26 protein-coding genes and 1 tRNA gene are annotated in these 22,685 nt (G+C 70.8%); 12 read left to right on the top strand and 15 right to left on the bottom strand.

Annotated features, from left to right (window positions below; translation table 11 throughout):
* Nucleotides 1-315: 315 nt before the first annotated feature.
* Nucleotides 316-471 carry a hypothetical protein gene (locus ACJ73U_RS29550; protein ID WP_378056431.1) on the bottom strand — a complete coding sequence of 52 codons (156 nt, stop codon included), beginning with the start codon at nt 469-471 and terminating at the stop codon, nt 316-318.
* A gap of 33 nt (nt 472-504) precedes the next feature.
* Here ACJ73U_RS29550 and ACJ73U_RS29555 point away from each other — a divergent pair, with 33 nt between their 5' ends.
* Genes ACJ73U_RS29555 through ACJ73U_RS29565 form a run of 3 tightly spaced genes read left to right on the top strand, consistent with a single transcriptional unit; the run spans nt 505 to nt 2,931 of the window.
* Nucleotides 505-753, top strand: a complete 249-nt coding sequence (locus ACJ73U_RS29555) for a hypothetical protein (protein ID WP_407781005.1) — start codon at nt 505-507, stop codon at nt 751-753.
* A 46-nt stretch (nt 754-799) separates the two neighbouring features.
* On the top strand, nt 800-1,804 hold the full coding sequence (locus tag ACJ73U_RS29560) for an ArsA-related P-loop ATPase (protein WP_407781006.1): 1,005 nt from the start codon (nt 800-802) through the stop codon (nt 1,802-1,804).
* On the top strand, nt 1,801-2,931 hold the full coding sequence (locus ACJ73U_RS29565; RefSeq protein WP_407781007.1) for an ArsA family ATPase: 1,131 nt from the start codon (nt 1,801-1,803) through the stop codon (nt 2,929-2,931). The genes ACJ73U_RS29560 and ACJ73U_RS29565 overlap by 4 nt, the downstream gene beginning before the upstream one ends.
* A 74-nt stretch (nt 2,932-3,005) precedes the next feature.
* On the opposite strand, the gene ACJ73U_RS29570 is transcribed toward ACJ73U_RS29565, so the two are convergent.
* Nucleotides 3,006-3,308: a WhiB family transcriptional regulator gene (locus tag ACJ73U_RS29570; protein WP_407781008.1), complete on the bottom strand. Its 303-nt coding sequence runs from the start codon at nt 3,306-3,308 to the stop codon at nt 3,006-3,008.
* Nucleotides 3,309-3,641: 333 nt separating this feature from the next.
* Between ACJ73U_RS29570 and ACJ73U_RS29575 the strand changes: the two genes are divergently transcribed.
* Nucleotides 3,642-6,167, top strand: a complete 2,526-nt coding sequence (locus ACJ73U_RS29575; protein WP_407781009.1) for a penicillin-binding protein — start codon at nt 3,642-3,644, stop codon at nt 6,165-6,167.
* Nucleotides 6,168-6,209: 42 nt separating this feature from the next.
* On the opposite strand, the gene ACJ73U_RS29580 is transcribed toward ACJ73U_RS29575, so the two are convergent.
* Complete coding sequence (locus ACJ73U_RS29580) at nt 6,210-6,680, bottom strand: GatB/YqeY domain-containing protein (protein ID WP_407781010.1); 471 nt, start codon at nt 6,678-6,680, stop codon at nt 6,210-6,212.
* An 80-nt stretch (nt 6,681-6,760) separates the two neighbouring features.
* Between ACJ73U_RS29580 and ACJ73U_RS29585 the strand changes: the two genes are divergently transcribed.
* Both ACJ73U_RS29585 and ACJ73U_RS29590 read left to right on the top strand, forming a co-directional pair.
* Nucleotides 6,761-7,726 carry a metallophosphoesterase gene (locus ACJ73U_RS29585; RefSeq protein WP_407781011.1) on the top strand — a complete coding sequence of 322 codons (966 nt, stop codon included), beginning with the start codon at nt 6,761-6,763 and terminating at the stop codon, nt 7,724-7,726.
* Nucleotides 7,727-7,743: 17 nt separating this feature from the next.
* A tRNA-Pro gene (locus tag ACJ73U_RS29590) sits at nt 7,744-7,817 on the top strand.
* Between the two features lie 496 nt (nt 7,818-8,313).
* Here the strand turns inward: ACJ73U_RS29590 and ACJ73U_RS29595 are convergent.
* Together ACJ73U_RS29595 and ACJ73U_RS29600 are read right to left on the bottom strand one after the other, a co-directional pair.
* On the bottom strand, nt 8,314-8,805 hold the full coding sequence (locus ACJ73U_RS29595) for a hypothetical protein (RefSeq protein ID WP_407781012.1): 492 nt from the start codon (nt 8,803-8,805) through the stop codon (nt 8,314-8,316).
* Nucleotides 8,806-8,807: 2 nt separating this feature from the next.
* Nucleotides 8,808-9,161, bottom strand: a complete 354-nt coding sequence (locus ACJ73U_RS29600; RefSeq protein WP_407781013.1) for a helix-turn-helix domain-containing protein — start codon at nt 9,159-9,161, stop codon at nt 8,808-8,810.
* 71 nt (nt 9,162-9,232) lie between these two features.
* Between ACJ73U_RS29600 and ACJ73U_RS29605 the strand changes: the two genes are divergently transcribed.
* Nucleotides 9,233-10,237 (top strand): hypothetical protein, encoded by a 1,005-nt coding sequence (locus ACJ73U_RS29605; RefSeq protein ID WP_407781014.1) that lies wholly within the window; start codon nt 9,233-9,235, stop codon nt 10,235-10,237.
* Nucleotides 10,238-10,333: 96 nt separating this feature from the next.
* Nucleotides 10,334-12,187, top strand: a complete 1,854-nt coding sequence (locus ACJ73U_RS29610; protein ID WP_407781015.1) for a prolyl oligopeptidase family serine peptidase — start codon at nt 10,334-10,336, stop codon at nt 12,185-12,187.
* A gap of 7 nt (nt 12,188-12,194) precedes the next feature.
* Here the strand turns inward: ACJ73U_RS29610 and ACJ73U_RS29615 are convergent, their stop codons facing one another.
* The 5 genes from ACJ73U_RS29615 to ACJ73U_RS29635 are packed head-to-tail and all read right to left on the bottom strand — an operon-like array spanning nt 12,195 to nt 14,797.
* Complete coding sequence (locus tag ACJ73U_RS29615) at nt 12,195-12,620, bottom strand: VOC family protein (RefSeq protein ID WP_407781016.1); 426 nt, start codon at nt 12,618-12,620, stop codon at nt 12,195-12,197.
* A gap of 10 nt (nt 12,621-12,630) precedes the next feature.
* Nucleotides 12,631-13,005 carry a helix-turn-helix transcriptional regulator gene (locus tag ACJ73U_RS29620; RefSeq protein WP_407781029.1) on the bottom strand — a complete coding sequence of 125 codons (375 nt, stop codon included), beginning with the start codon at nt 13,003-13,005 and terminating at the stop codon, nt 12,631-12,633.
* A gap of 56 nt (nt 13,006-13,061) precedes the next feature.
* Nucleotides 13,062-13,538: a Dps family protein gene (locus ACJ73U_RS29625; RefSeq protein ID WP_407781017.1), complete on the bottom strand. Its 477-nt coding sequence runs from the start codon at nt 13,536-13,538 to the stop codon at nt 13,062-13,064.
* A gap of 57 nt (nt 13,539-13,595) precedes the next feature.
* Nucleotides 13,596-14,153 (bottom strand): NADPH-dependent FMN reductase, encoded by a 558-nt coding sequence (locus ACJ73U_RS29630; protein ID WP_407781018.1) that lies wholly within the window; start codon nt 14,151-14,153, stop codon nt 13,596-13,598.
* 14 nt (nt 14,154-14,167) lie between these two features.
* Nucleotides 14,168-14,797, bottom strand: a complete 630-nt coding sequence (locus tag ACJ73U_RS29635) for a TetR/AcrR family transcriptional regulator (RefSeq protein ID WP_407781019.1) — start codon at nt 14,795-14,797, stop codon at nt 14,168-14,170.
* 74 nt (nt 14,798-14,871) lie between these two features.
* On the opposite strand from ACJ73U_RS29635, the gene ACJ73U_RS29640 reads away from it, so the two are divergent.
* Nucleotides 14,872-16,278: an MFS transporter gene (locus tag ACJ73U_RS29640; protein ID WP_407781020.1), complete on the top strand. Its 1,407-nt coding sequence runs from the start codon at nt 14,872-14,874 to the stop codon at nt 16,276-16,278.
* 56 nt (nt 16,279-16,334) lie between these two features.
* On the opposite strand, the gene ACJ73U_RS29645 is transcribed toward ACJ73U_RS29640, so the two are convergent.
* Nucleotides 16,335-16,874: a DinB family protein gene (locus ACJ73U_RS29645; RefSeq protein ID WP_407781021.1), complete on the bottom strand. Its 540-nt coding sequence runs from the start codon at nt 16,872-16,874 to the stop codon at nt 16,335-16,337.
* A 92-nt stretch (nt 16,875-16,966) separates the two neighbouring features.
* On the opposite strand from ACJ73U_RS29645, the gene ACJ73U_RS29650 reads away from it, so the two are divergent.
* Both ACJ73U_RS29650 and ACJ73U_RS29655 read left to right on the top strand, forming a co-directional pair.
* Nucleotides 16,967-17,914, top strand: a complete 948-nt coding sequence (locus tag ACJ73U_RS29650; protein WP_407781022.1) for a helix-turn-helix transcriptional regulator — start codon at nt 16,967-16,969, stop codon at nt 17,912-17,914.
* Nucleotides 17,915-17,999: 85 nt separating this feature from the next.
* On the top strand, nt 18,000-19,094 hold the full coding sequence (locus ACJ73U_RS29655) for an alpha/beta hydrolase (protein WP_407781023.1): 1,095 nt from the start codon (nt 18,000-18,002) through the stop codon (nt 19,092-19,094).
* Nucleotides 19,095-19,099: 5 nt separating this feature from the next.
* Here the strand turns inward: ACJ73U_RS29655 and ACJ73U_RS29660 are convergent, their stop codons facing one another.
* Nucleotides 19,100-19,525 carry a Fur family transcriptional regulator gene (locus ACJ73U_RS29660; RefSeq protein WP_407781024.1) on the bottom strand — a complete coding sequence of 142 codons (426 nt, stop codon included), beginning with the start codon at nt 19,523-19,525 and terminating at the stop codon, nt 19,100-19,102.
* Between the two features lie 109 nt (nt 19,526-19,634).
* On the opposite strand from ACJ73U_RS29660, the gene ACJ73U_RS29665 reads away from it, so the two are divergent.
* Nucleotides 19,635-20,807 carry an MFS transporter gene (locus ACJ73U_RS29665; protein WP_407781025.1) on the top strand — a complete coding sequence of 391 codons (1,173 nt, stop codon included), beginning with the start codon at nt 19,635-19,637 and terminating at the stop codon, nt 20,805-20,807.
* Nucleotides 20,808-20,810: 3 nt separating this feature from the next.
* On the opposite strand, the gene ACJ73U_RS29670 is transcribed toward ACJ73U_RS29665, so the two are convergent.
* The 3 genes from ACJ73U_RS29670 to ACJ73U_RS29680 form a co-directional block, all read right to left on the bottom strand.
* Nucleotides 20,811-21,560 carry an alpha/beta fold hydrolase gene (locus ACJ73U_RS29670; RefSeq protein ID WP_407781026.1) on the bottom strand — a complete coding sequence of 250 codons (750 nt, stop codon included), beginning with the start codon at nt 21,558-21,560 and terminating at the stop codon, nt 20,811-20,813.
* Between the two features lie 2 nt (nt 21,561-21,562).
* Nucleotides 21,563-22,054 (bottom strand): N-acetyltransferase family protein, encoded by a 492-nt coding sequence (locus tag ACJ73U_RS29675; RefSeq protein ID WP_407781027.1) that lies wholly within the window; start codon nt 22,052-22,054, stop codon nt 21,563-21,565.
* Nucleotides 22,051-22,685: GGDEF domain-containing protein (locus ACJ73U_RS29680; protein WP_407781028.1), on the bottom strand; the 635-nt coding region annotated here is incomplete at its 5' end. The genes ACJ73U_RS29675 and ACJ73U_RS29680, both read right to left, overlap by 4 nt.

The raw sequence follows: 22,685 nt of genomic DNA on the forward strand, positions 1-22,685 counted from the left end.
CCCCTCGCAGCCTCGGTGACGCCATTCGTCGGCGTGCGGTGTCCAATGGTTCGCTCCGCAGGCTCCGCTCACGCCGCTCATGCCGCCCCCTCGCAGCCTCGGTGACGCCATTCGTCGGCGTGCGGTGTCCAATGGTTCGCTCCGCAGGCTCCGCTCACGCCGCTCATGCCGCCCCCTCGCAGCCTCGGTGACGCCATCCGTCGGCGTGCGGTGCCCAACGGTTCGCTCCGCAGGCTCCGCTCATGCCGTCCCCTCGGAGACTCGGTGACGCCATCCGTCGGCGTGACGCCCGATGGTTCGCCCCGCAGGCTCCGCTCACGGCTTGGGCCGCTTCAGGTAGGCCACCATCTGCTCGCCGGTCGGCCCGGGCAGCACGGTCACCAGCTCCCACCCGTCCTCGCCCCACTGGTCGAGGATCTGCTTGGTCGCGTGGATCAGCAGCGGCACCGTGGCGTACTCCCACTTGGTCATGGTGCGCCACCCTATCCCGGTACCGTGTGACGGGTGGAGGGATGGCGGCTGATAGCCGGCGCGCTGCTGGCCATGAGCGGAATCGTGCTCATGCTGCTCGTCATGGCGAAGGCACGCGAACGGCACGGCCGGGCCTCCGACGCGGCCATCGCCGGGGCCATCTCGTTCGTGGCCCTCGCGATCCTGGTGCTGCTCGTGCTCCTGGTGCTACCGGCCGTGGCCGTCTGGGTCGTCGTCGTGCTGGTCGGTGGCACGGTGACCGTGATGATGCTCGCTAGTTAGCCCTCTCGGTGAGCACACGGTGGATTGCTCCACATACCCTGAAATCGTGAGTACCCCCGTCGTCGGCTGGACCGAGCAGGTCGCCCGCGCGCGTCTTCACGTGGTCACCGGCAAGGGCGGGACCGGGAAGACCACCGTGGCCGCCGCGCTGGCGCTCGCCCTGGCCACGAACGGCCGGCGGGTGCTGCTGATCGAGGTCGAGGGCCGCCAGGGCATCGCCCAGATCTTCGACACCCAGCCGCTGCCCTACGAGGAGCGCCGGATCGCGTCGGCGCCCGGGGGCGGCGAGGTCCGCGCGCTGCACGTGGACGCCGAGGCCGCGCTGCTCGAGTACTTCACGATGTTCTACAACCTGGGCTTCGCCGGCCGGACGCTGCGGCGGATGGGCGCCATCGAGTTCGCGACCACGCTCGCGCCCGGCCTGCGGGACGTGCTGCTCACCGGCAAGGTCAAGGAGACGGTCGGCCGCACCGACAAGAACGGCCGGCACGTGTACGACGCGGTCGTGCTGGACGCCCCGCCGACGGGCCGGATCGTGAAGTTCCTCGACGTCACCAAGGCCATGGCGGAGCTGGCGAAGGTCGGCCCGATCAAGGGTCAGAGCGAGGGTGTGGTGCGGTTGCTGCACTCCGGCGACACCGCCGTCCACCTGGTGACGCTGCTGGAGGAGATGCCCGTCCGCGAGACCATCGAGGCGGTCGCGGAGCTGAACGGCGCCGACCTGCGGCCCGGTGCGGTGATCCTCAACCGGGTGCGCCCGCCGCGGCTGCCGGCCCGGTCCGTGACGCCGGCCGCGGGTGGCCGGGTCGACGCGTCCAGGGTGCGCAGCGGGCTCGAGGCGGCCGGGTTGGACCTGTCCAGCGCCGACCTGGACGGGCTGGTCGAGGAGACCGTCGAGCACGCCGTCCGCCAGCTCGCCGAGCAGCGGGCGCGCGAGCAGCTGAGCGAGATCGACCTGCCGGCGGTCGAGCTGCCCGACCTCACCCACGGCGTGGACACGGCGGCGCTGTACGAGCTGGCCGAGGTCATGGTCGAGCAGGGGGTTCGATGAGCGGGGCGCTGGCCTTCGACGGCCTGATCGACAACCCGGACATCCACGTCATCGTGTGCTGCGGCTCCGGTGGCGTCGGCAAGACGACCACGGCCGCCGCCCTCGCCGTGCGGGCCGCCGAGCGTGGTCGCAAGACAGTCGTACTGACCATCGACCCGGCGCGGCGCCTCGCACAGGCGCTCGGGCTGCGTGAGCTGGGCAACACGCCCAGGGAGGTCGAGGTCGAGGGCTTCGAGCCGGCCGGCCAGCTCTCGGCGATGATGCTGGACATGCGCCGCACCTTCGACGACATGGTGCTCGCGCACGCCGGGCCGAAGCGGGCGCAGGAGGTGCTCGCCAACCCGTTCTACAAGACGATCTCCACGTCGTTCTCCGGCACGCAGGAGTACATGGCGATGGAGAAGCTGGGGCAGCTCGTGAACGAGGGCACCTGGGACCTGATCATCGTCGACACCCCGCCCAGCCGGTCCGCACTGGACTTCCTGGACGCGCCGCAGCGCATGTCCTCGGCGCTGGACGGGCGCATGATCCGGCTGCTGTCGGCACCCGCGCGCGGCGGCGGCTGGGGCGTGCGGAAGGTCGTCGGCACCGGGATCATGCTGTTCGCGAAGGCCGTGTCCACGATCGTGGGCGGTCAGCTGCTGGCCGACGCGTCCGCGTTCGTGCAGGCCTTCGACTCGATGTTCGGCGGGTTCAAGCAGCGCGCCCGCAAGACCTACGAGCTGCTGCGGTCGTCCGGGACGTCGTTCGTGGTGGTGTCCTCGCCGGAGCCGGACGCGCTGCGGGAGGCCAGCTACTTCGTCGAGCGGCTGGAGTCGGAGTCGATGCCGCTGTCCGGGCTGGTGGTCAACCGGACGCACCCGGTGCTGGCGGGGTTGCCGGCCGCGAAGGCGACCGCCGCGGCCGACGGCCTGGAGACACGCGGTGACGCGCCACTGGCCACCGCGGTACTGCGCCTGCACGCGGACCGGGTGGCCGTGCACGAACGCGAACGCCGGCTGCTGGCCAGGTTCACCAAGGCGCACCCGAACGTGCCGTCGGTCAGCGTGCCGGCCATGCCGTCGGACGTGCACGACCTGTCCGGTCTGCGCACGATCGGCGAACGGCTGGCCGGCTCGCCCGCGTGAGCGGAGCTCGCGCAGCGAACCAGCCAGCACGCGACCGTCGACCGCCCGCTCGGAGCGGGCGAGTCGCGGTCGCACTAGCCGACGCGCACGTCCTCGTCGAGGTGTTGGCGCTTCGCCTCGGTCAGCAGCTCGTGCCACGACTCGACGTCCGGCCGGCGGCGCAGCAGAGCACGCCGCTCGCGCTCCGTCATGCCGCCCCAGACACCGAACTCGATGCGCCCGTCCAGCGCCTCGGCCAGGCACTCCGTGCGCACCGGGCACGCGACGCACACCAGCTTGGCCTTGCGCTGCTCCTTGCCGCGTACGAAGAGCCCGTCCGGATCCTCGTCCCGGCAGGCCGCGTTGACTCGCCAGTCTGAGAGTTCTGTTTTCTGCATAACCCCCGCCCCTACGTGTCGTCACGACTACCGTTGACCCCGGTTCCCCCCTTAGGTCCCGGGGCGCCGACGGCCGGCCGCTCTCGCGGTCGCCCTGCTCGGCTGTGTCGTCTGAGACGTTGACGGACTCTAGGGCCACCCGGTTCCCACCAGAACGACCGGGTGCACACCTGTTACGCAAAGTCAATAGAAATCAACCGTGCGGACTCGGCCAACGCGACACGTGTGCGGTGCGTCTTCATGTCGGGTGGAGATCCACCCACCTGGGGCTTGAAGGGATTACCTCGATTGGGTAAGCAACGGCCAAACGCGGTCCCGCGTACGCTGACTCCCGTGCGAGTCGGAGACGGTCTGCTGAAGATGTTCGGCCTCTGCCTCTTGGCCGGGGTGCTCGTGGCCGGGTTGCTGTTCCCGGTGTTCGGCGCGATGGGGGTGGCGTCCAACCAGGCGAGCGACACGATCGACAGTGTCTCCGCCGACCTGGTGACGACCGACCCACCGCTGGTCACGAAGATCACGGACTCGCAGGGCAACGTCATCGCGTTCCTCTACAGCCAGTACCGGGTCCCGGTGACGTCCAAGCAGATCTCGCCCGCCATGAAGGGCGCGGTCATCTCCATCGAGGACCGCCGGTTCTACGAGCACCACGGCGTGGACTGGAAGGGCACCGTCCGCGCCCTCATCAGCAACCAGAGCGGCGAGGACACCCAGGGCGGGTCGACGCTCACCCAGCAGTACGTCAAGAACTACCTGATCAACGTGGTCTACCGGGACAAGGTCGGCGTCGACGAGGACCCGGAGATGGAGCTCGGGCGGCAGCGCGCGCAGGAGTCGACCGTCACCCGCAAGCTGCGTGAGGCCCGGCTCGCCATCCAGATCGAGCAGAAGATGTCCAAGGAGGAGATCCTCACCGGATACCTCAACGTCGTCGAGTTCACCGACCGGATCTTCGGCGTCGGCGCGGCCGCGTGGGCGTACTTCCACACCACGCCGGACAAGTTGACCGTCACCCAGGCCGCGATGCTCGCCGGCATGGTCAACAACCCGAGCAGGTACAACCCGTGGAAGCGTCCCGAGGACACGCTGAAGCGGCGCAACCGGGTCATCGACACGATGGTCGACACGAACCGGCTGAAGAAGGAGGACGCGGACAAGTACAAGAAGGAGCCGCTCGGCGTCCTGCCGGACGGCCCGGACCGGCCCGCGGCCAACTGCGTCGGCGCCGGCCCGGAGTACGGCTTCTTCTGCCAGTACGTCGAGGACTACCTGATGAAGATCGGGATGTTCTCGATGGACCAGCTGTACTCCGGCGGCTACACGATCAAGACCACCTTCGACGCGCGGGCCACGCAGATCGCCAAGGCCGCCGTCGAGCACCAGGTCCCGAAGACCACCGAGGGCATCGCCAACACGATGGCGATCGTGCGGCCCGGCAAGGAGCGGCACGAGGTCGTCGCGCTGGTCGCCAACCGCGACTACGGCCTCAACGGCGCCGCGGGCCAGACCACGATCTCCTACCCGTACGGCGTGATGAACAAGTTCGGCGCCGGGTCGACGTACAAGATCTTCACCTCCGCCGCGTTCCTCGAGAAGGGCGGCGGCATCAACAACGTGATCGAGACGCCGTCCACGTTCACGTCGACCGTCTTCAGCGGCGGTGGCAAGAAGTGTCCGCGCACCGCCGCCCCCAACGACGGCGACACCCGCATGTACTGCCTGTCGAACGCCAGCAACGGCTACCCCGCCACCATGACGCTGCAGCAGGCGCTCGCCACCTCGCCGAACACGGGCTTCGTGCGGTTGGAGGAGCGGGTCGGCATGGACGCGGTCGTCAACATGGCCAACCGGCTGGGCCTGCGCGAGACGATGGCGACCAACATGTCCGGCCAGGTCCCCGACCCGAGCTCGCCGAAGCCGGAGATCAACGAGACCCAGACCCAGTTCTTCGGGCCCAAGGCCAACTACCCCGGCAACGCCTCGTTCACGCTGAGCCCGGCGCCGGTCTCACCGCTGGAGATGGCGAACGTGGGTGCGACCCTCATGAGCGGCGGCGTGTGGTGCCCGCCGACGCCGCTCGCGGAGGTGCTGGACCGCAACGGCAAGAAGCTCGACATCTCCAAGTACGAGGAGCCGTGCGAGCAGGTCGTCGAGGAACCGCTGGCCAACACGCTGGTGCAGGGCATGAGCAAGGACGACCAGGGCGGTGGCACGTCGTCGGGTGCGGCGCGCACGTTCAACTGGACCCGTCCGCTGGCGGGCAAGACCGGCACGACGCAGGAGTACAAGTCCGCGGCGTTCGTCGGCGCGACCCCGCAGCTGGCGGCCTCCACGATGGTCTTCAACGACGGTCCCAAGCCCCGACCGATCTGTGACGGCACCGCGTCCGGGGTGGCACCGCACCTGTGCGGCACCGGGACGATCTACGGTGGCCACGCGCCGGCACGGACGTGGTACGAGGCGATGGGGCAGATCCTCGACGGCCAACCCGCGTTGCCGCTGCCGCCGCCGGATCCGAAGTACGTCAACGGCGGTCAGGGCTCCAACGTGCTGGACGTGGTCGGCAGGACCCAGGCCGACGCCACGTCGACGCTGCAGAACGCGGGCTACCAGGTCGCGGTCAAGCAGGTGAACCGCGCCGAGCCCAAGGGCCAGGTCGTCAACCAGTCGCCGCGCGGCGCGGCCCTGCCCGGCGAGACGATCACGATCTACGTGAGCACCGGCTACGTGCCGCCCGCGCAGACCCAGCAGTCCACCCCGCCGCCGACCGGCGGGACACCACCCAGCGGCGGCGGAGGCGGCCCCGGAGGCGGCCCGGGCCCCGGCCCTGGGGGCGGCGGAGGCGGCCGCGGAGGCGGTTGATCGAAGGCCGGGCTCACCCGAGGGTGAGCCCGGCCGTTTTGTTCAGCTCCGCAGGCGGGACTTCACGGCGGCCGCGACCCGGCCGCCTTCCGCGCGACCGGCCACCTTGGTGTTCGCGGCCTTCATGACCTGGCCCATCTGGCGCGGGCCGGGCGCCTCACCGAGCTGCTCGGTGACCTCGGCGACGGCCTCGGCGACCAGCGTCGCCAGCTCGTCGTCGGCCAGCTGCTTCGGGAGGTAGTCGGTCAGCACCGCGGCCTCGTCGCGCTCGTTCTGCGCGGATTCGGCGCGCCCAGCACCCGCGAACGCCTCCGCGGCCTCCCGCCGCTTCTTCACCTCGCGGGTGAGAACCTTCTGCACCTCGGCGTCCGACAGCTCCCGGGCCTCGTCGCCGGCCACTTCCTCCGTGGTGATCGCCGTGAGGGCCATGCGCAACGCGGCCATGCGGGTCGTCTCCCGGGACTTGATCGCCGCGGCGAGGTCCGCCCGCAGCCGTGCCTTGAGGTCAGCCATGGAAGCGAACACTACTGGTCAGGGGGATTCACTTCACGGCGGTTTCGTGTCGTCGCACCGGGCCAACTACCCTCGGGAACGTGGGTAACTTGGTACGCAACATCGGCCGCGCGGCACTGGGCGCCACGGCCGTCGGCACCGCCACCGTCGCGTACGCGGCAGGCATCGAACGCAGGCACTGGACCCTGCGCGAGGCGACACTGCCCGTGCTGGCGGAAGGCGCGCGACCGCTGCGGGTCCTGCACATCTCCGACATCCACATGACGCCGAACCAGACGTCCAAGCAGCGGTGGGTGTCGTCCCTGGCCGAGCTGAACCCCGACTTCGTGGTGAACACCGGCGACAACCTGGCACACCAGAACGCGGTCCCGGCGGTCCTGCGCGCGCTGGGGCCGCTGCTCGACGTGCCGGGCGCGTTCGTGTTCGGCAGCAACGACTACTACGCGCCGCGCCCCAAGAACCCCGTGCGGTACCTGATCAAGAGCCACAAGCGCTTCCACGGCATCCCCCTGCCCTGGCGCGACCTGCGCGCCGCCCTCGTCGAACGCGGCTGGCACGACCTGACCCACGTCCGCCGCCTGCTGACCATCAACGGCCAGACCATCGCGGTGGCCGGCGTGGACGACCCGCACCTGCGACGCGACCGCTACTCCGACATCGCGGGCAAGCCAGACCGCACGGCGACGCTCCGCCTCGGCGTGACCCACTCCCCCGAACCACGGGTACTGGACTCCTTCGCGGAGGACGGCTACGACCTGGTCATGGCGGGCCACACCCACGGCGGTCAGCTACGCGTACCGGGCTATGGAGCCATCGTGACGAACTGCCAGCTGGACCGCACCCGAGCCCGCGGCGCCTCGCGCTGGGGCGCGCACATGTGGCTCCACGTGTCCGCCGGCCTGGGCACATCCCCATACGCACCGGTGCGGTTCGCCTGCCCGCCCGAGGCCAGCCTACTGACCCTCATACCCCGCCCGACCAGCGACAATGCCCCCGAGGAAGCCAGAGACAGTGCCCGCTTCGGAGCCGATGCGGACGTCAGCTAGACTTCCTCCTGCAACACCGGGGTGTGGCGCAGCTTGGTAGCGCGCTTCGTTCGGGACGAAGAAGTCGCAGGTTCAAATCCTGTCACCCCGACGGACGACTGGGCGACGTGTGCTCACGGAGAGCGTGAGCCATTGTCGTCCGTTGTTATGTTGGGGGGCCGAGCCCCCCAAGCCCCCCACGGTGCGGATGTTGCTGATCCAGCGTGGTTTCTTTGGGCGGTTGCTTCGTCTTCGACGATTGCTTTGGCTTGGGCGATCGCTTCGTCTTCGATGTGTCTTGGCGAAGAGTCGTGGCGCAGATTCTCGTACCCCTGCGGGGTGCCGGCCGGTGGCGTGGTTTCCTTGGGCTGAATCGGTGTGTGTTCTTTGGGTGGTTGCTTCGTCTTCGGCGGTTGCTTCGTCTTTGATGTGTCTTGGGCTAAGAGCGTGGGGCTGATCCTCGCATCCCCTACGGGGTGCTCGTTCGTGGGTCGTTTTTTGGGTTGATTCAGCTTGGTTTCTTTTGTTGATTGCTTCGCCTTGGCGTACCTGGGTTTTCTACTCGACACACTTTGGCAGGGTGGCTCACCTTGGGGTGCTTGTTGGAGTTATTCAGTCAGGGCTTGGGTGCCTATTACTGTTGCTAGGGCTAGGCGGTTGGCGTCTTCGGTGGCTGGTTCGGCTGTGTAGATCATGAGGCGTAGGTCGTCTGTGGTGGCTATCAGGGTGTCGCAGTCCAGGGTTATGTGGCCTATTATTGGGTGGTTTATTGTTTTGCGTCTTGATGGGTTTTGTTGGCGGGGTTCGGGGGTGGCGGATTCCCATAGCTTTGTGAACCTTGGGCTTTGTGTTGTCAGGTCGCTGATCAGTTTGCGGAGGGTGCGGTCCGCGGGGTAGCGGGCGGCGGTCAGGCGCAGGTCGGCTACCAGGCCCGCCTCCAGGGCGGCTTGTTCTTCTCGGGTGTGGACGGTGCGGGTGCCGGGGCCGGCCAGGTTGCGCCAGATCGCGTTGCGTTCGATTCCTCGCCATGCCGTTGTTTCGCCCATCAGTGCGTTGTACGGGGCGTTGGCGACCAGCAGCGTCCAGGTCGCGTCGTACACGGCTACCGGGGTGTTCGCCAGGCGGTCCAGTAGGCGTTGCACGCTCGGGGGACGCGGGACGGGACCACGTCGCGGCCGGGGGTGGCGTGGCCGGCCAGGCGGTACAGCAGGTCGCGTTCCGCGTCGGGGAGGCGTAGGGCTCTGGCCAGGGCCTCCACCACCTGCGCCGACGGTGCGGTCGCCCTTCCCTGTTCGAGGCGGGTCAGGTAGTCCGCCGAGATGCCGGCCAGGGCGGACAGCTCCTCACGCCTCAGGCCGGTCGCTCGGCGGCGTCCTCCCGCCGGTATGCCGACCGTCTCGGGTGTTACTCGGTCGCGCCAGTGGCGCACCATTCGGCCGAACTCCCATTGCTCCACGGCTCCAGTGTGCGCTCGGGCGCCGCCGGTGTCCTGGGTCTGGCAGTCCTACGAAAACGGACGGGTGACGGGTGTCGACCTCAGCCACCGACGCGAGCGCCCGCCGACTGGTGGGTGGGTTTTCCGGAAATCGCTGGGGCAGCGCATTCGAGGGATTTCTTCCTTCTTCTGTAACGCAGGGTGGTGGTTCCGCGAGTTCGTTTGTTGGCGGTGTTCCTTCGAACGGGGAGGTTTTTATGCGGCGTTGGCTTTCGGCTGTGGTGGGGGTTGGGATGGCGCTCGTCGCGGCGCCCTCGGTTGCTCTTGCCGCGCCGCCCGATCCCAGTAGTGTCGCTGTCAGCGCTACCGCGCTCGCTCCCGGCCAGACATTCACCGTCTCCGTGGATCTCTTCAACCCCACCGACTTCACGGTCGTCAGTGCCAAGGCTCAGCTTCGGACGCTCGAGGTGCCGGCGGTCGACCTCTTCGATCTCGTGGCCTGCACCGGCACCACGGTCGACTGTTTTCCTCTCGGCTCCAGTTTTCGCGGGCCTGTCGGGGATCTCGGGCCCGGGCAGGAGCGGACCGTGGTCTTCACCTTCCGGGTGAAGGACACCGTGGCGGCCGGTAACTACACGCTCGAGCACACGTTGGTCGGGGACAACTTCGCGTTCGCCCCGGCGACGGGACCCGTGCTGACCATCGCGCCCCGGGCCGCGGATCTCGCGGTCTCCCTCGACGCCTCGTCTCGCGGTCTGTTGACCTCGCAGGTCACCTACACCGTCGCGGTCACCAACCACGGGCCCGGCGGCGCCTCCTCGGCGCGTGTCTCCGGGACCTACGTGGCCGGCTTCTCCTGGGCGGGCGGGCACGGGTGTGTGCGGACGACCGGCCGGAACGTCCAGTGCGACTTCTCGGCGATCCCCGTCGGCGGTACGGCGTCGGCCAGCTTCTCCGTGGATGCCGGGTTGCTGGCGCTCGGGTCCTTCTCCACGTCCGTCTCGCGAACCAGCAGTACGCCTTCCGATCCCAACAGTGGTAACGACAGCGCCAGCCGCTCCTGTACGGCGCTCACCGGGCTGATCGTGCGGTGCTGACGGGTCGGCACCAGGTCAGGCCCCGGTCGCGGAGTGGCGCGGCCGGGGCCTGACCGTTCGTCGGATGCCGCAAGTGGCGTGCTCGGGCGCGCCGACATGAGGCAGGATCACAGTGTGAGCAACCACCCGCCCGCCGAGGTCCCCGACACCCTGTTCGCCGACGCCGATGCCGAGTCGCGGTGGCGGGCGCGGTTCACCGCGGCCCGTGTCTCTCTGCCCCACTGGGCTCGGGACGCCCCTGACCGCAACATCTACATCTCCAACGCGAGCGGCGTGTTCGAGATCTACGCCTGGGACCGCGCCACCGACACCCACCGCCAGGTCACCGACCGGCCCAACGGCACGTACAACGGCGTCATCAGCCCGGACGGCGAGGCCATCTGGTGGTTCAGGGACTCCGACGGCGACGAGTTCGGCAACTGGGTCGCCGAGCCCTTCGCCGGGCGGCCGCACGACGACGAGCCCGCGCCGGCCATGCCCGCCAGCGTGCCCGGCTACCCCGCCGGGCTGGGGCTCGGGCGCTCGGTCACCGCCCTCGGGGTGTCCAACGACGACGGGACGACCGTCTACGTCGCCAAGGGTGGCGCGCCGGCCGAGGTGATCTACCAGGACGAGCACGACGGCGGGGTCGCCGCGCTGTCGCGGGACGAGACGCTCGTCGCCATCGAGCACTCCGAGCACGGGGACAACCGGCACCCCGCGCTGCGGGTGCTGACGCTGACCGGGGAGAAGGTCGCGGAGAAGTGGGACGGCGAGGGCAAGGGGCTCGACGCCGTCGGGTTCAGCCCGGTCGCCGGCGACCAGCGGCTGCTCGTCCAGCACGAGCGCCGCGGCCGGGAGGAGCTGCTGGTCTGGGACGTCACCGCGGACACCGAGACCGAGCTGACGATCGACCTGCCCGGTGAGCTGACCGCCGACTGGTACCCGGACGGGTCGGCGCTGGTGGTGGTGCACACGCACGAGGCCCGCAACACCGTGTACCGCTTCGACCTGGGCGACCAGGGCCTGACGAAGCTGAACACGCCGCCCGGCACCATCGGCTCGGTCGACGTGCGGCCCGACCACACCGTCGAGTACTCCTGGTCCAACGCGGCGCGCCCCGGCGTCGTGCGGGCACTGCACACCGACGGCACCGAACGGGTGCTGCTCGAGCCGCCCGGTCACAAGGCGCCACCGTCGGTGGAGCTGCAGGACGTCTTCGTGCCGAGCGAGGGCGGGCAGGTGCACGCCCTCTACGCCCGCCCGGCCGGCGCGCCCGACGGCCCGCTGCCGACGATCTTCTCCCTGCACGGCGGCCCGCACTCGCAGGACGAGGACCGGTTCTCCGCCTACCGCGCCGTCTGGCTGGACGCCGGCTTCGCGATCATGCACGTCAACTACCGCGGCTCCTCCGGCTACGGCTCGCAGTGGCGGGACGCCATCGAGGGCCGGCCCGGGCTCACCGAGCTGGCCGACGTGGCCGCGGTGCATTCCTGGGCCGTGGACAAGGGCCTCGCCGACCCGGCGAAGTGCGTGGTCAACGGGGCGTCCTGGGGCGGGTACCTGTCGCTGCTCGCGCTCGGCACACAGCCGCAGCTGTGGGCCGCGGGAGTGGCGGGAGTGCCCGTCGCGGACTACCTCGCCGCCTACGAGGACGAGATGGAGCCGCTGCGTGCGTTCGACCGGGCGCTCTTCGGTGGGTCACCCGACGAGCTGAGGGACCGCTACGTCGAGTGCTCGCCCATCACCTACGTGGACCGCGTCCGCGTGCCGGTGCTGGTGGTGGCCGGGGAGAACGACCCGCGCTGCCCGATCCGCCAGATCGAGAACTACCTCGCCCGCCTGGCGGACCGGGACAGCCCGTACGAGGTGTACCGGTACGACGCGGGTCACGGCTCACTGGTGGTGGCCGAGACGATCAAGCAGACGGCCATCGAGGTGCACTTCGTCCGCCGGCACCTCGGCCTATAGCAGGCGCTCAGAAGCCGCCGGAGGTCTGGAGCCGCTGCGCGAACCGCACCATGTTGCCCGACGGGTCGCGGAACGCGCAGTCACGCTTGGCGTAGCCCTGGTCGATCGGCTCCTGGAGCACCTCGGCGCCGGCGGCGCGGACCTCCTCGAACGTCTTGTCCACGTCGTCGGTCCAGAAGATGAGGCTGCCGAGGGAGCCCTTGGCCAGCAGGGCTTCCAGCGGCTCGCGGTCGGCCTCCGGCACGACCGGCGGCCCGATCGCGAGCAGGCCGACCTCGATGTCCGGCTGCGCGGCCGGGCCGACGGTCATCCAGCGCATCCGGTCCATGGTCGCGTCGGCGCGTACCTCGAGGCCGAGCACGTCGCGGTAGAACGTGAGTGCGGCGTCCTGGTCGTGCACGTAGAGGAACGTGTGCGAAAGCGTGAGATCCATGCCGCGAACCCTAGGAAGGCGGCGCGGCGACTGCTTCTCGAATCCTGCTCGGCCGGGTCAGTTGTCGTGCGTGGCAGGGCGGCACGACCGCGGCCGCGTCGTGCGTGCGGGCCTGGTAGGCGCTCGGGGGTTCCCCGACCAGCTCGGTGAAGCGGGTGCTGAACGAGCCGAGCGAGGTGCAGCCCACCGCCATGCAGACCTCGGTCACCGAGAGGTCGCCCCTGCGCAGCAACGCCTTGGCCCGTTCGATGCGCCGCGTCATGAGGTAGCCGTACGGCGTTTCCCCATACGCGGCGCGGAACTGGCGGGCGAAGTGCGAGGGCGACATCAGTGCGGCGCGTGCCATGGCCGGCACGTCGAGCGGACGCGCGTACTCGCGGTCCATCAGGTCACGGGTGCGGCGCAGGTGCGCGAGGTCCTCCGGCTTCACGCCCGGTGATGTTAGGCCGTCTGGGCCTGCCACATCCAGTGCTGCTTCTCCAGCTCGCTGGCGATCTCGATCAGCAGGTCCTGGGTGACCAGGTCCGTCTTGTCGGTCTCGTCGATGCGCTTGCGGCGGCGCTTGATCACCTCGCCGAGGATCTCGACGATCTTGGCCACGGTGGCCTCGGCGGACTGCCAGCTGTCGGGGTACTCCGGCACGCCGGAGCTCTCGACCACGGTCTTCGCCTTGCCGTTCGGTGAGATGCCGATGGCGTTGGCGCGCTCGGCGACGTTGTCGGTGAACTCGCGGGCGGCGCTGACCAGCTCGTCGAGCTGGAGGTGGGCGCTGCGGAAGTTCGAGCCGACCACGTTCCAGTGCGCCTGCTTGGCGACGAGGGAGAGGTCGATGAGGTCGACGAGGGTCGCCTGGAGGACGGCACCCGTGGCCTCGCGCTCGGCATCGCCGAGGGGGCTACTGATGGGAGACTTTGTCACTTCAACCTCCTTGGTGCACCTGAGAACAACCCGCCGGTTACCCAACGGGATTCCTGGTCACACCCGGGATGTGGCGAACTCCACGACCTGTAGCCCGATGGTACGAAGACTGGCCGCGACCTGGTCGTCGGAGCAGTCGCCGTCCGCGCCGAACCGCACGTCGGCGGAGTTCACGGCCGCGCCGAGCGGGGTCGGCCAGCCGCGCAGCGCGTGCACGATCGAGCGCAGCGACGTGAGCGTGTTGACCGCGGCCTGCCAGCCCTGTGCGGCGGCCACGCAGCCGACGGCCCGGCCGTCGAGGTAGGGCCTGCCGTCCTCGCGGAGGTCCTCCACGTAGTCGAGGGCGTTCTTGACCAGGCCGGAGATCGTGCCGTGGTAGCCGGGCGAGACGAGGACGACGCCGTCGGCGTTGCGCAGCTCCTCGACCAGCCGGTAGGCGGCGGGGCTCCGCTCCGGCACGGCCGGGTCGTAGAAGGGTAGGACCAGGTCGGCGCCGGTGATGACGGTCGTCTTCGCGCCGGCGCGTTCCGCTCCGTCGAGCGCGATGCGAAGGGCGCGCTCGGACTGCGAATCCGTGCGCAACGAACCACCGATGCCCACCACGTTCACCGCCACCCCCCGATCATCCCTCATTCTGGGCGGGGGCGGCTCAACAACAGGGCCAGCTGTTCGGCGTAGTGCTCGACCAGCTCCGGCGTGATGGCCCGGACGCCGAACAGGCCGCGCGCGAGCTGCGGGTACACGGTGAGGGCGTTCGCCGCGCTCAGTGCGACGAGGTGCAGCGCGGCCGGGTCCACCCGGTCGTCGATCTCGCCGGCGAGCTGGCGGGCGCGGATCTGCTCGACCTCGTGCTGGAGTCGCGCGTCGCGTTCCCGCGCCTCCTCCTCGTCGAGGTCCTCGCCGGTGTCGGCCAGCCCCTCCCAGGCGAGCATGCGGCTGCCCTGCTTCAGGTCGACGCTCGCCCGCACGTAGTGCTTGATCATCTCGGCGGGGTCCATGTCGTCGGGGAACTCGCTCGCCTCGTACGAGCGCCACTGCCGGCCGATCTCCCGGTACAGGCCCTCCTTGCCGTCGAAGTAGTACGCGATGAGCTGCTGGTTCACGCCCGCGCGCGCGGCGATCTCGGACACCCGGGCACCGGTGAAGCCCTTGGCGGCGAACTCCTCGATCGCCGCCTCGAGGATCTTCGCCTTCGTGCGCTCCGGGTCGCGCTGCCGCTCGTGCGGGGCGGGCGCCCGGCGGCCCTTGGACGTCGTCATGGCCGTCATTCTGCCACCTGCGTTAATCATATGACTGTTTGACAAGTTCATGTGTACACATGACACTCACACCCATGGAACAAGAAGAGCCCTACCGCAGGCGCTGGGCCGCACTGGCCCTGCTGCTGACCGCGGTGTTCATGGACATGGTCGACAACCAGATCGTCACGATCGCCCTGCCGACGATCCAGCGCGACCTCGGCGCCTCGACCTCGGCGCTGCAGTGGACGGCCACCGGTTACACGCTGGCGTTCGCACTCACGCTGATCACGGGTGGCAAGCTCGGTGACCGCTTCGGCCATCGGGCGCTGTTCGCCCTGGGCACGGCCGGGTTCGGGCTGGCGTCACTGGCGGCGGGCTGCGCGGTGAACGTCACGATGCTGCTGGTGACCCGGGCCGCGCAGGGCGTGTTCGCCGGCCTGATGGTGCCGCAGGTGCTGTCGTTCATCCACGCCGAGTTCCCGCGGTCCGAGCAGGGCCGGGCGATGGGTTTCTTCGGCATGACGTTCCCGATCGGCGGCCTCGCCGGCCCGCTGCTCGGCGGCCTGCTCACCCAGGCCGACCTGTTCGGCTGGCACTGGCGCACCATCTTCTTCGTCAACGTGCCGATCGCGCTCGCGGCCGCCGTCGGCGCGTTGCTGGTCATGCCCGCGCGCCGAGGCGCGCGTGCCGGCGCGGACGTCATCGGCGTGCTGATCCTGGCGGCCGCGCTGCTGGCGGTGCTCTACCCGCTGGTGCAGGGGCGCGAGCTGGGCTGGCCGGCCTGGACGTTCGTGCTGATGGTGGCCGCGCTGCCGCTGCTCGGGCTGTTCGCGGCCTGGGAGCGGCGGGCGCGGTCGCCGCTGATCCGGCTCGGGCTGTTCCGCAACCGGGCCGTGTCGGTCGGTCTGCTCGTCATGCTGGTCTTCTACTGCGGCATGGGCGCGTTCTTCGTGCTCACGCTGTACCTGCAGGACGGGCTGGGGTACTCGCCGCTGAAGACCGCGCTGACCATGCTGCCGGCGACGGTCGGCATCGTGGTGGGCAACGGTCTCGGCATGCCACTCGCACGCCGGTTGGGCCGCCGGTTGCCCATGCTCGGCCTGGCGCTGTTGCTGGCCGGAACAGCGCTGATGATCGTCGTCACCGGGCCCGACCTGACGCCGTGGCGGATGGTGGTGCCGGTCGTGCTGTTCGGCGCGGGGCTCGGGCTGGGGGCGTCGTCGCTGATGATGATCACGATCGGCGGGGTCGGCGCGGCCGACGCCGGCATGGTGTCCGGGGTGCTGAACACGGTGGTGCAGCTCGGCGCGGCCGCGGGGCCGGCGACCATCGGCACGGCGTTCTTCGACAGCCTGGACGGCGGCTACGCCGGCGCCACCCGGACCAGCCTGTGGCTCGGCCTCGCCGTGTTCGGCGTGGCGTTGCTGGCGTGCTTCCTGCTGCCCCGGGGGGAACGCGTGCCGGCCGACGACCGGTCAGCGATCGGCCTGGCCGGCTAGCGGAGCCAGGAGAGGCGCGGTCAGCTCACCGAACGCGCCTCTCCTGGCAGGCGGTGTCAGCCCATGCTCTTCGCGCCGTCGAGGGACTCGCGGATGATGTCGGCGTGGCCGGCGTGCTGGGCGGTCTCGGCGATGATGTGCATCAGCACGAGACGGGCCGACCAGCGCGCGCCCGGCTCGAACCACGGCGCCTTCGGCAGGGGGTGGCTGACGCCCAGGTCGGGCAGGGTGGCGACCAGCTCGTCGGTACGGCGCGCCACCTCGGCGTACTCGGCGAGCACGCCGGCCAACGTCTCGTCCGGCAGCAGGCGGAACTCGTCGGTCCGCTTGGCGAAGTCCTCCTCGGTCATGCTGCTGAAGTCCTTCATGGCCACTGTGCCGTCCACGATGAAGTCCGCCCAGCCCCGCTCGGCCGCGGTCACGTGCTTGACCAGGCCGCCGAGGCACAGCTCGCTGGCCGTCGTCCGCGTCCTGGCCTGCTCGTCGGTGAGGTCGCGGGTGGTGAAGCGCAGGAAGTGCCGGGCCTGGGCCAGCATCGCCAGCAGGTCCGCGCGCTCGCCGGTGACCGCTTCGTGCTGGGGGATGGTGCTGGTCATCGTGTTGTTCCTTCCGGTCGTTCTCGCTGTTGGGACCAGGTTATGACCCATAGCGGCCAGTTCCTGACCTGAATTGCGGAAGAATCTGAAGTGTGGCGAACACCAGCACGAGGACGTTGCGACTGCTGTCCCTGCTCCAGACCCACCGGTACTGGCCGGGCGCCGAGCTGGCCGACCGGCTCAGCGTCTCGGTCCGCACCCTGCGCCGGGACGTGGACCGGCTGCGTGAGCTGGGCTATCCCGTGGAGGCGCAGCGCGGTGTCGACGGCGGCTACCAGCTTGCCGCGGGCGCGGCACTGCCGCCGCTGATGGTCGACGACGAGGAGGCCGTCGCGTTGGCCGTGGGGCTGCAGGCCGCCGCGCAGGTGGAGGGCATCGGCGAGGCCTCGGTGCGGATCCTGACCAAGGTGGTGCAGGTGATGCCGGCCCGGCTGCGCCGCAGGGTCGAGGCGATTCGCGCGATGACCGTGCCCGGCGGCTGGGGCGGCCCGGCCGCTACGGGGCCCGACCCGGACGTGCTCACCACCATCGCGCTGCACTGCCGGGACAGCGAACGCCTCCGTTTCTCCTACGTCGCCGCCGGTGGGGAGCGCACCGAGCGGGAGGTCGAACCGCACCGGCTCGTCCGCTTCGGCAGCCGCTGGTACCTGGTGGCCTACGACCTCACGCGGCACGACTGGCGCAGCTTCCGCCTCGACCGGCTCACGGAACCGCGCGGCACGGGCACCCGGTTCCGCCCGCGCGAGCTGCCCACCGGCGACGCCGGCGAGTTCGTCCGCACCGCCATGGTCACCGTGCCCCGCCCCTACCGGGTCGAGGTGCTGGTCGACGCTCCGGCCACGGACGTGCGGGAGCGGATCGGCCGGTGGTGCGCGGTCGAGGAGGTCGACGCCGGGCGCTGCCGGGTGCGCATGACCGCCGACTCCCTCGACTGGCCGGCCATGGCGCTGGGCGTGGTGGACGCCGACTTCCAGGTCCTCGACCCGCCGGAGCTGCTCGAGAAAGTCCGTGGCTGGGGCGCGCGGTTCAACCGCGCATGACCACTGCCGTTTTCGCACGTCGAGGGGCGACGGGCCGGTGGTGAGTGGGTAGCCTCCACTCGTAGGTCGACCGGGGAGGCGTTACATGTCGACGCTGATGGGCAGGGTCCCGCTGTCGGTTCAGGGCTTCACCCTGCACGCCGTGTTCGCGCTGCCGCAGCCCCTGCGCCGCGTGCTGGCCGGGCCACCCGTCAACCGGGACGGGCTGGAGCTGGCGCTCGACGCGCAGCTGCTGCTCCGCATGATGGCGCTCACCGGCTCGGACCTCACCCCGGGCGACCCGGCGGAGGCCCGCGCCAACCTCGAGGTGGCCAGCACGCTGCTCCCCACGGGCGGGCTGTCCGGGGTGCGTGGCCGAGACCTGGACATCCCATCGGACGACGGCCCGATCCCGGCGCGCCTCTTCGAGCCGGTCAACCTGCCCGCCGGGTCCCCGCTGTTGGTCTACTTCCACGGCGGTGGCTGGGTCATCGGCAGCATCGACAGCCACGATGGCATCTGCCGCTACCTCGCCCGCAACGCCCAGGTGCGGGTCCTCTCCGTCGGGTACCGGCTGGCGCCGGAGCACCGCTTCCCCGCCGCCGCCGACGACGCCATCACCGCGTTCCGGTTCGCCGCGCGCAACGCCGAGGCGCTCGGGGCCGACCCGTCCGCGATCGCGGTCGGCGGGGACAGCGCTGGCGGCAACCTGGCCACGTCCGTCTGCCTGCAGGCGCTGGAGAAGGGGCCGCGGCCCGTGTTCCAGCTGCTCTTCTACCCCGCGACCGACGCGACGACGCGCCGCCGGTCACGGGACGTCTTCGCCGACGGGTTCTTCCTCACCGACGACGACATGACCTGGTTCCTCGACCACTACTGCCCGGACGTCGCCCAGCGGCACGACCCGCGGCTGTCGGTGCTGCTCGCCGAGGACCTGCGGGGGCTGCCGCCCGCGTACGTGGCCACGGCGGGCTTCGACCCGCTGCGGGACGAGGGCAACGCGTTCGCCGACCGGCTGCGGGAGGCGGGCGTGCCCGTGGTGAAGCGCCAGCACGACGACCTCATCCACGGCTTCGTCAGTTTCCTGACCATCGGGACGCGTTTCCGGGAGGCGGTCGCCGAGGCGGCCGGCGCACTGCGGACCGGACTCGCTCTGCGGTCCCGCGCCAACGTCGTGGACATCTTCCGGCCGACGGCCTGAGCCGCTCAGCCGCCCGTGCAGTTCGGGCAGAGGCCCCAGAACACCACTTCCGCCTCGTCGACCAGGAAACCGGCGGTCGTGCCCGGCTCCAGGCAGGGCGCATCGCCGATCACGCAGTCGACGTCCTCGGTCCGTCCGCAGCGCCGGCAGACCAGGTGGTGGTGGTTGTCCCGCGTGCGGGTCTCGTACCTGGCCGGATGACCGGCCGGCTCGATCCGGCGGAGCAGCCCGGTCTGGGTGCAGGCGTGCAGGACGTCGTAGATGGCCTGCGTGGAGACGGAGCCGAGGCGCCTGCGCACCCCGTCGGCCACCTGCTCCGCGGTGGCGTGCGGGTGGCCGACCAGCCAGTCGAGCGTGGCGAGGCGGGGTGCGGTCACCCGCAACCCGACTGCGCGCAGCTGCTCGGCCGATCCGGCCCGCTGGTCACTCATGCTCCTTACACCACAGCACCACTGATGGAATCGGTCAAGAAAGCTCGCCCTGTCGGTGGCTGGTGTTAAACCGGTTGCCACAGGCCGGGCAGAGAGGTCACATCGAGCCATGCAGCTGTACCGCCAGGTTCTGGCGCTGCCGGGGATGCGCACCCTGCTGGTGCTCGTCTTCTTCGCGCGCCTGCCGAGCACCGCGGCCGGGATGATCCTCACCCTGCACGTGGCGGTGGCGATGGGGCGCGGCTACGGCGCGGCGGGCACGGTCGGCGCGGCGGCGACGGTCGGCATCGCGCTGGGGGCGCCGCTCATGGGGCGCGTGATCGACCGGTACGGCCTGCGCAGGATGATCGTGATCACCTCGGCCGGCGAGGCCACGTTCTGGCTGGTCGCGCGGTTCCTGCCGTACCCGCTGCTGCTGGTGTGCGCGTTCGTCGGCGGGATCCTGGTGCTGCCGGCCATGTCGATCGGCCGCCAGGCGATCGCCGCGCTGGTCCCGGAGGACCTGCGGCGCTCGGCCTACTCGATGGACACGGTGTCGACCGAGATGTCGTTCATGCTGGGTCCGGCGGCCGCGGTGTTGGTCTCCACGCAGTTCTCGACGCGGACGGCCATGCTGGCGATGGCGGTCGGGCTCGTGCTGGTCGGTGTCCTGCTGTACGTGGTGAACCCGGCGGTGCGCAGCGCGGCCGAGGCCGCCGCGGCCACCCGGGTGGCGCGCCGTGCGTGGCTGACGCCGCGCATGGTCAGCGTGCTGTTCGTCGGGGCGGGCGCGGTGTTCGTGCTCGGCGGCACCGAGGTCGCGATCGTGGCACACGTGCAGCGGACCGGCGACCTCGGCTGGACCGGTGTGGTGGTCGCGGTGTGGGCGGCCGGGTCCGGGGTGGGCGGGCTGGTGTACGGGGCGCTGCGCCGGTCGGTCCCGCAGCTGGTCCTGATGACGTGCCTCGGCGTGCTGACCATCCCGGTCGGGTTGGCGGGCGACTGGTGGATGCTGATGCTGGCCCTGATCCCGGCCGCGGCCCTGTGCGCCCCCACGGTCGCCGCGACGGCGGAGGAGGTGGCCCGACTGGCCCCGCCGGCGGTCCGCGGCCTCGCGACGGGACTGCAGTCGTCGGCGTTCACGCTCGGCCAGGCGGCGGGCGCACCCGCGGTGGGGTTCGTGGTGGACCACGCCGCACCCGCGTGGGGCTTCGCCCTGGCCGGCGTCGGCGGCCTCCTGGTGGCGGCCGTGGCCGGCCTGCTGTCCGCGCGCCGCGGCGAACTGGCCGAGGTGCCCGCCTGACCGTCAACTCTCGTCGAGGAAGGCCGCCATCGCACTGGTCAGCTCTCGGCTCGTGAACGCGGTGAAGTGGTTGCCCGGCACGCGGGTGAACCGCGCGTCGGGCAGTGCCGCGGCCAGGTCCTCGGCGGAGGCGTGGGCGGTGTCCTGGTCGCCGACCGCCACCAGGGTGGGGGTGGTGATCCCGTGCAACGCCTCCGCCGGTGTCGCGACGTGCGTGTCCAGGACGTTGCGGAGCGCCTGGGGGTCGCCGCCGGTCTCGGTGACCCAGTGGGCCAGCTGCTCGTCGGCGGGGTCGACCGCTTCGCCGTCGGCCAGGGCGGTCAGGACTCGGCGGTAGCCGCTGCCGCGGGTGGTCGCGCTCCTGAGCGCGTCCAGGCCCTGTCCCGCCACGATCGCGCGGGCCGGGCGGGCGCCGCGGACCAGCATGCGCAGCACGACCCGGGCGCCCAGCGAGTAGCCGCCGAGGTCGTAGCCGCCGTCCGACAGGCCGAGGTGGTCGACCAGTGCCAGGCCGTCGTCCGCCAGGGCGTCGGGCGGGTAGGCGGCCGGGTCGTGCGGGCGGGCGCTCCGCCCGTGACCGCGCAGGTCCGGGAGGATCACGCGCCGGCCGCGGTCGGCGAACGCGGCCGCCGCGCCGTGGTCGAGCCACTGCCGTCCGCTGCCCAGGAAGCCGTGGAGCAGGACGAGCGGGCGGCCGGCACCCAGCTCCTGATAGGACAGTGCCAGGCCGTCCCGTCCGTGGTGTTCGGGCATCCTCAGAGGATAGTTCTGCGCAGCCGGACGTACTCCGTGCCGGCGGGGCCGGGGCGGGTGTGGCCGTCAGCGCGCCAGCCGTGGCTCTCGTAGAACGCCTGGGCGCGGTCGTTGCGGGACCACACCTCCACCACACCGACGGTGATGCCGCCGGCGCGCCAGGCGCCCATGCACGCCTCGTGCAGTGCGCTGCCGATGCCCCTGCGCCAGTGGTCGGGGCGCACGTGGATCTGGTACAGCTCGCCCACCCACGGGCCGAGCCATTCCTGCGGCGGGCCGACGAGCGCCATGCCGACGATCTCCCCGTCGACCTCCGCGCACCACAGGTTGCGGTCGAAGCGCGTCGGCATGTCCCCGTAGATCCCCCGCAGCTGTGCCGCTCTTCGGTCGAGGGTCTCGACGTCCACGTGCCCGTTGTAGTACGCGTTGCGGCCCTCGATGTGCACCTCGGCGACAGCGGCGCCGTCCGCGCGTTCGGCGAGTCGGATGTTCATGCCTGTTGAGACGGCGGACGCAGCCGAAGGTTCGGTGGACTTGTCGGTCCGACCGCACGGGTTGCCGGCACGGGCTGGTCCGCCCAGCTGACGACCGTGTTCCGACCCGCCCGCTTCGCCCGGTACATGGCGGTGTCGGCGCCGTGCACCAGGCTGTCGACCGTGGTGCCCGCGTCCGGGTAGCTCGCCACGCCGACCGACGCCGACAGGTTCCTGATCACGTGCGAGGTGTCGTCGATGCCGACCGCCACCTCGAGGTCCCCGACCGCGAGCCGGATCCGTTCGGCCACGTCCCGCGCGCCGAGGTCGCCGATGTCGGGCAGCAGCACCGCGAACTCCTCGCCGCCCCACCGGCCGACCGAGTCGTAGGCACGCAGCTGCCGGGTGACCGTCTCCGCGACCTTCCGCAGCACGGCGTCGCCCGCCACGTGGCCGTAGGTGTCGTTGACCCGCTTGAACCGGTCGAGGTCGACCATCAGCACGGCGAACGAGCCCTGCGTGCGCACCAGCTCGTTGGCCACGCGGACGCGCCACTCCTCCGCGGTGAGCAGGCCGGTCTTGGAGTCCTGGGCCGCCTTCTCCTCCAGCTGCCGCATGAGGATGTTGCGGTGCAGCACGACGACCGGCAGCA

The organism is Actinophytocola sp., from assembly GCF_045807065.1.
Lineage (GTDB): Bacteria > Actinomycetota > Actinomycetes > Mycobacteriales > Pseudonocardiaceae > Actinophytocola.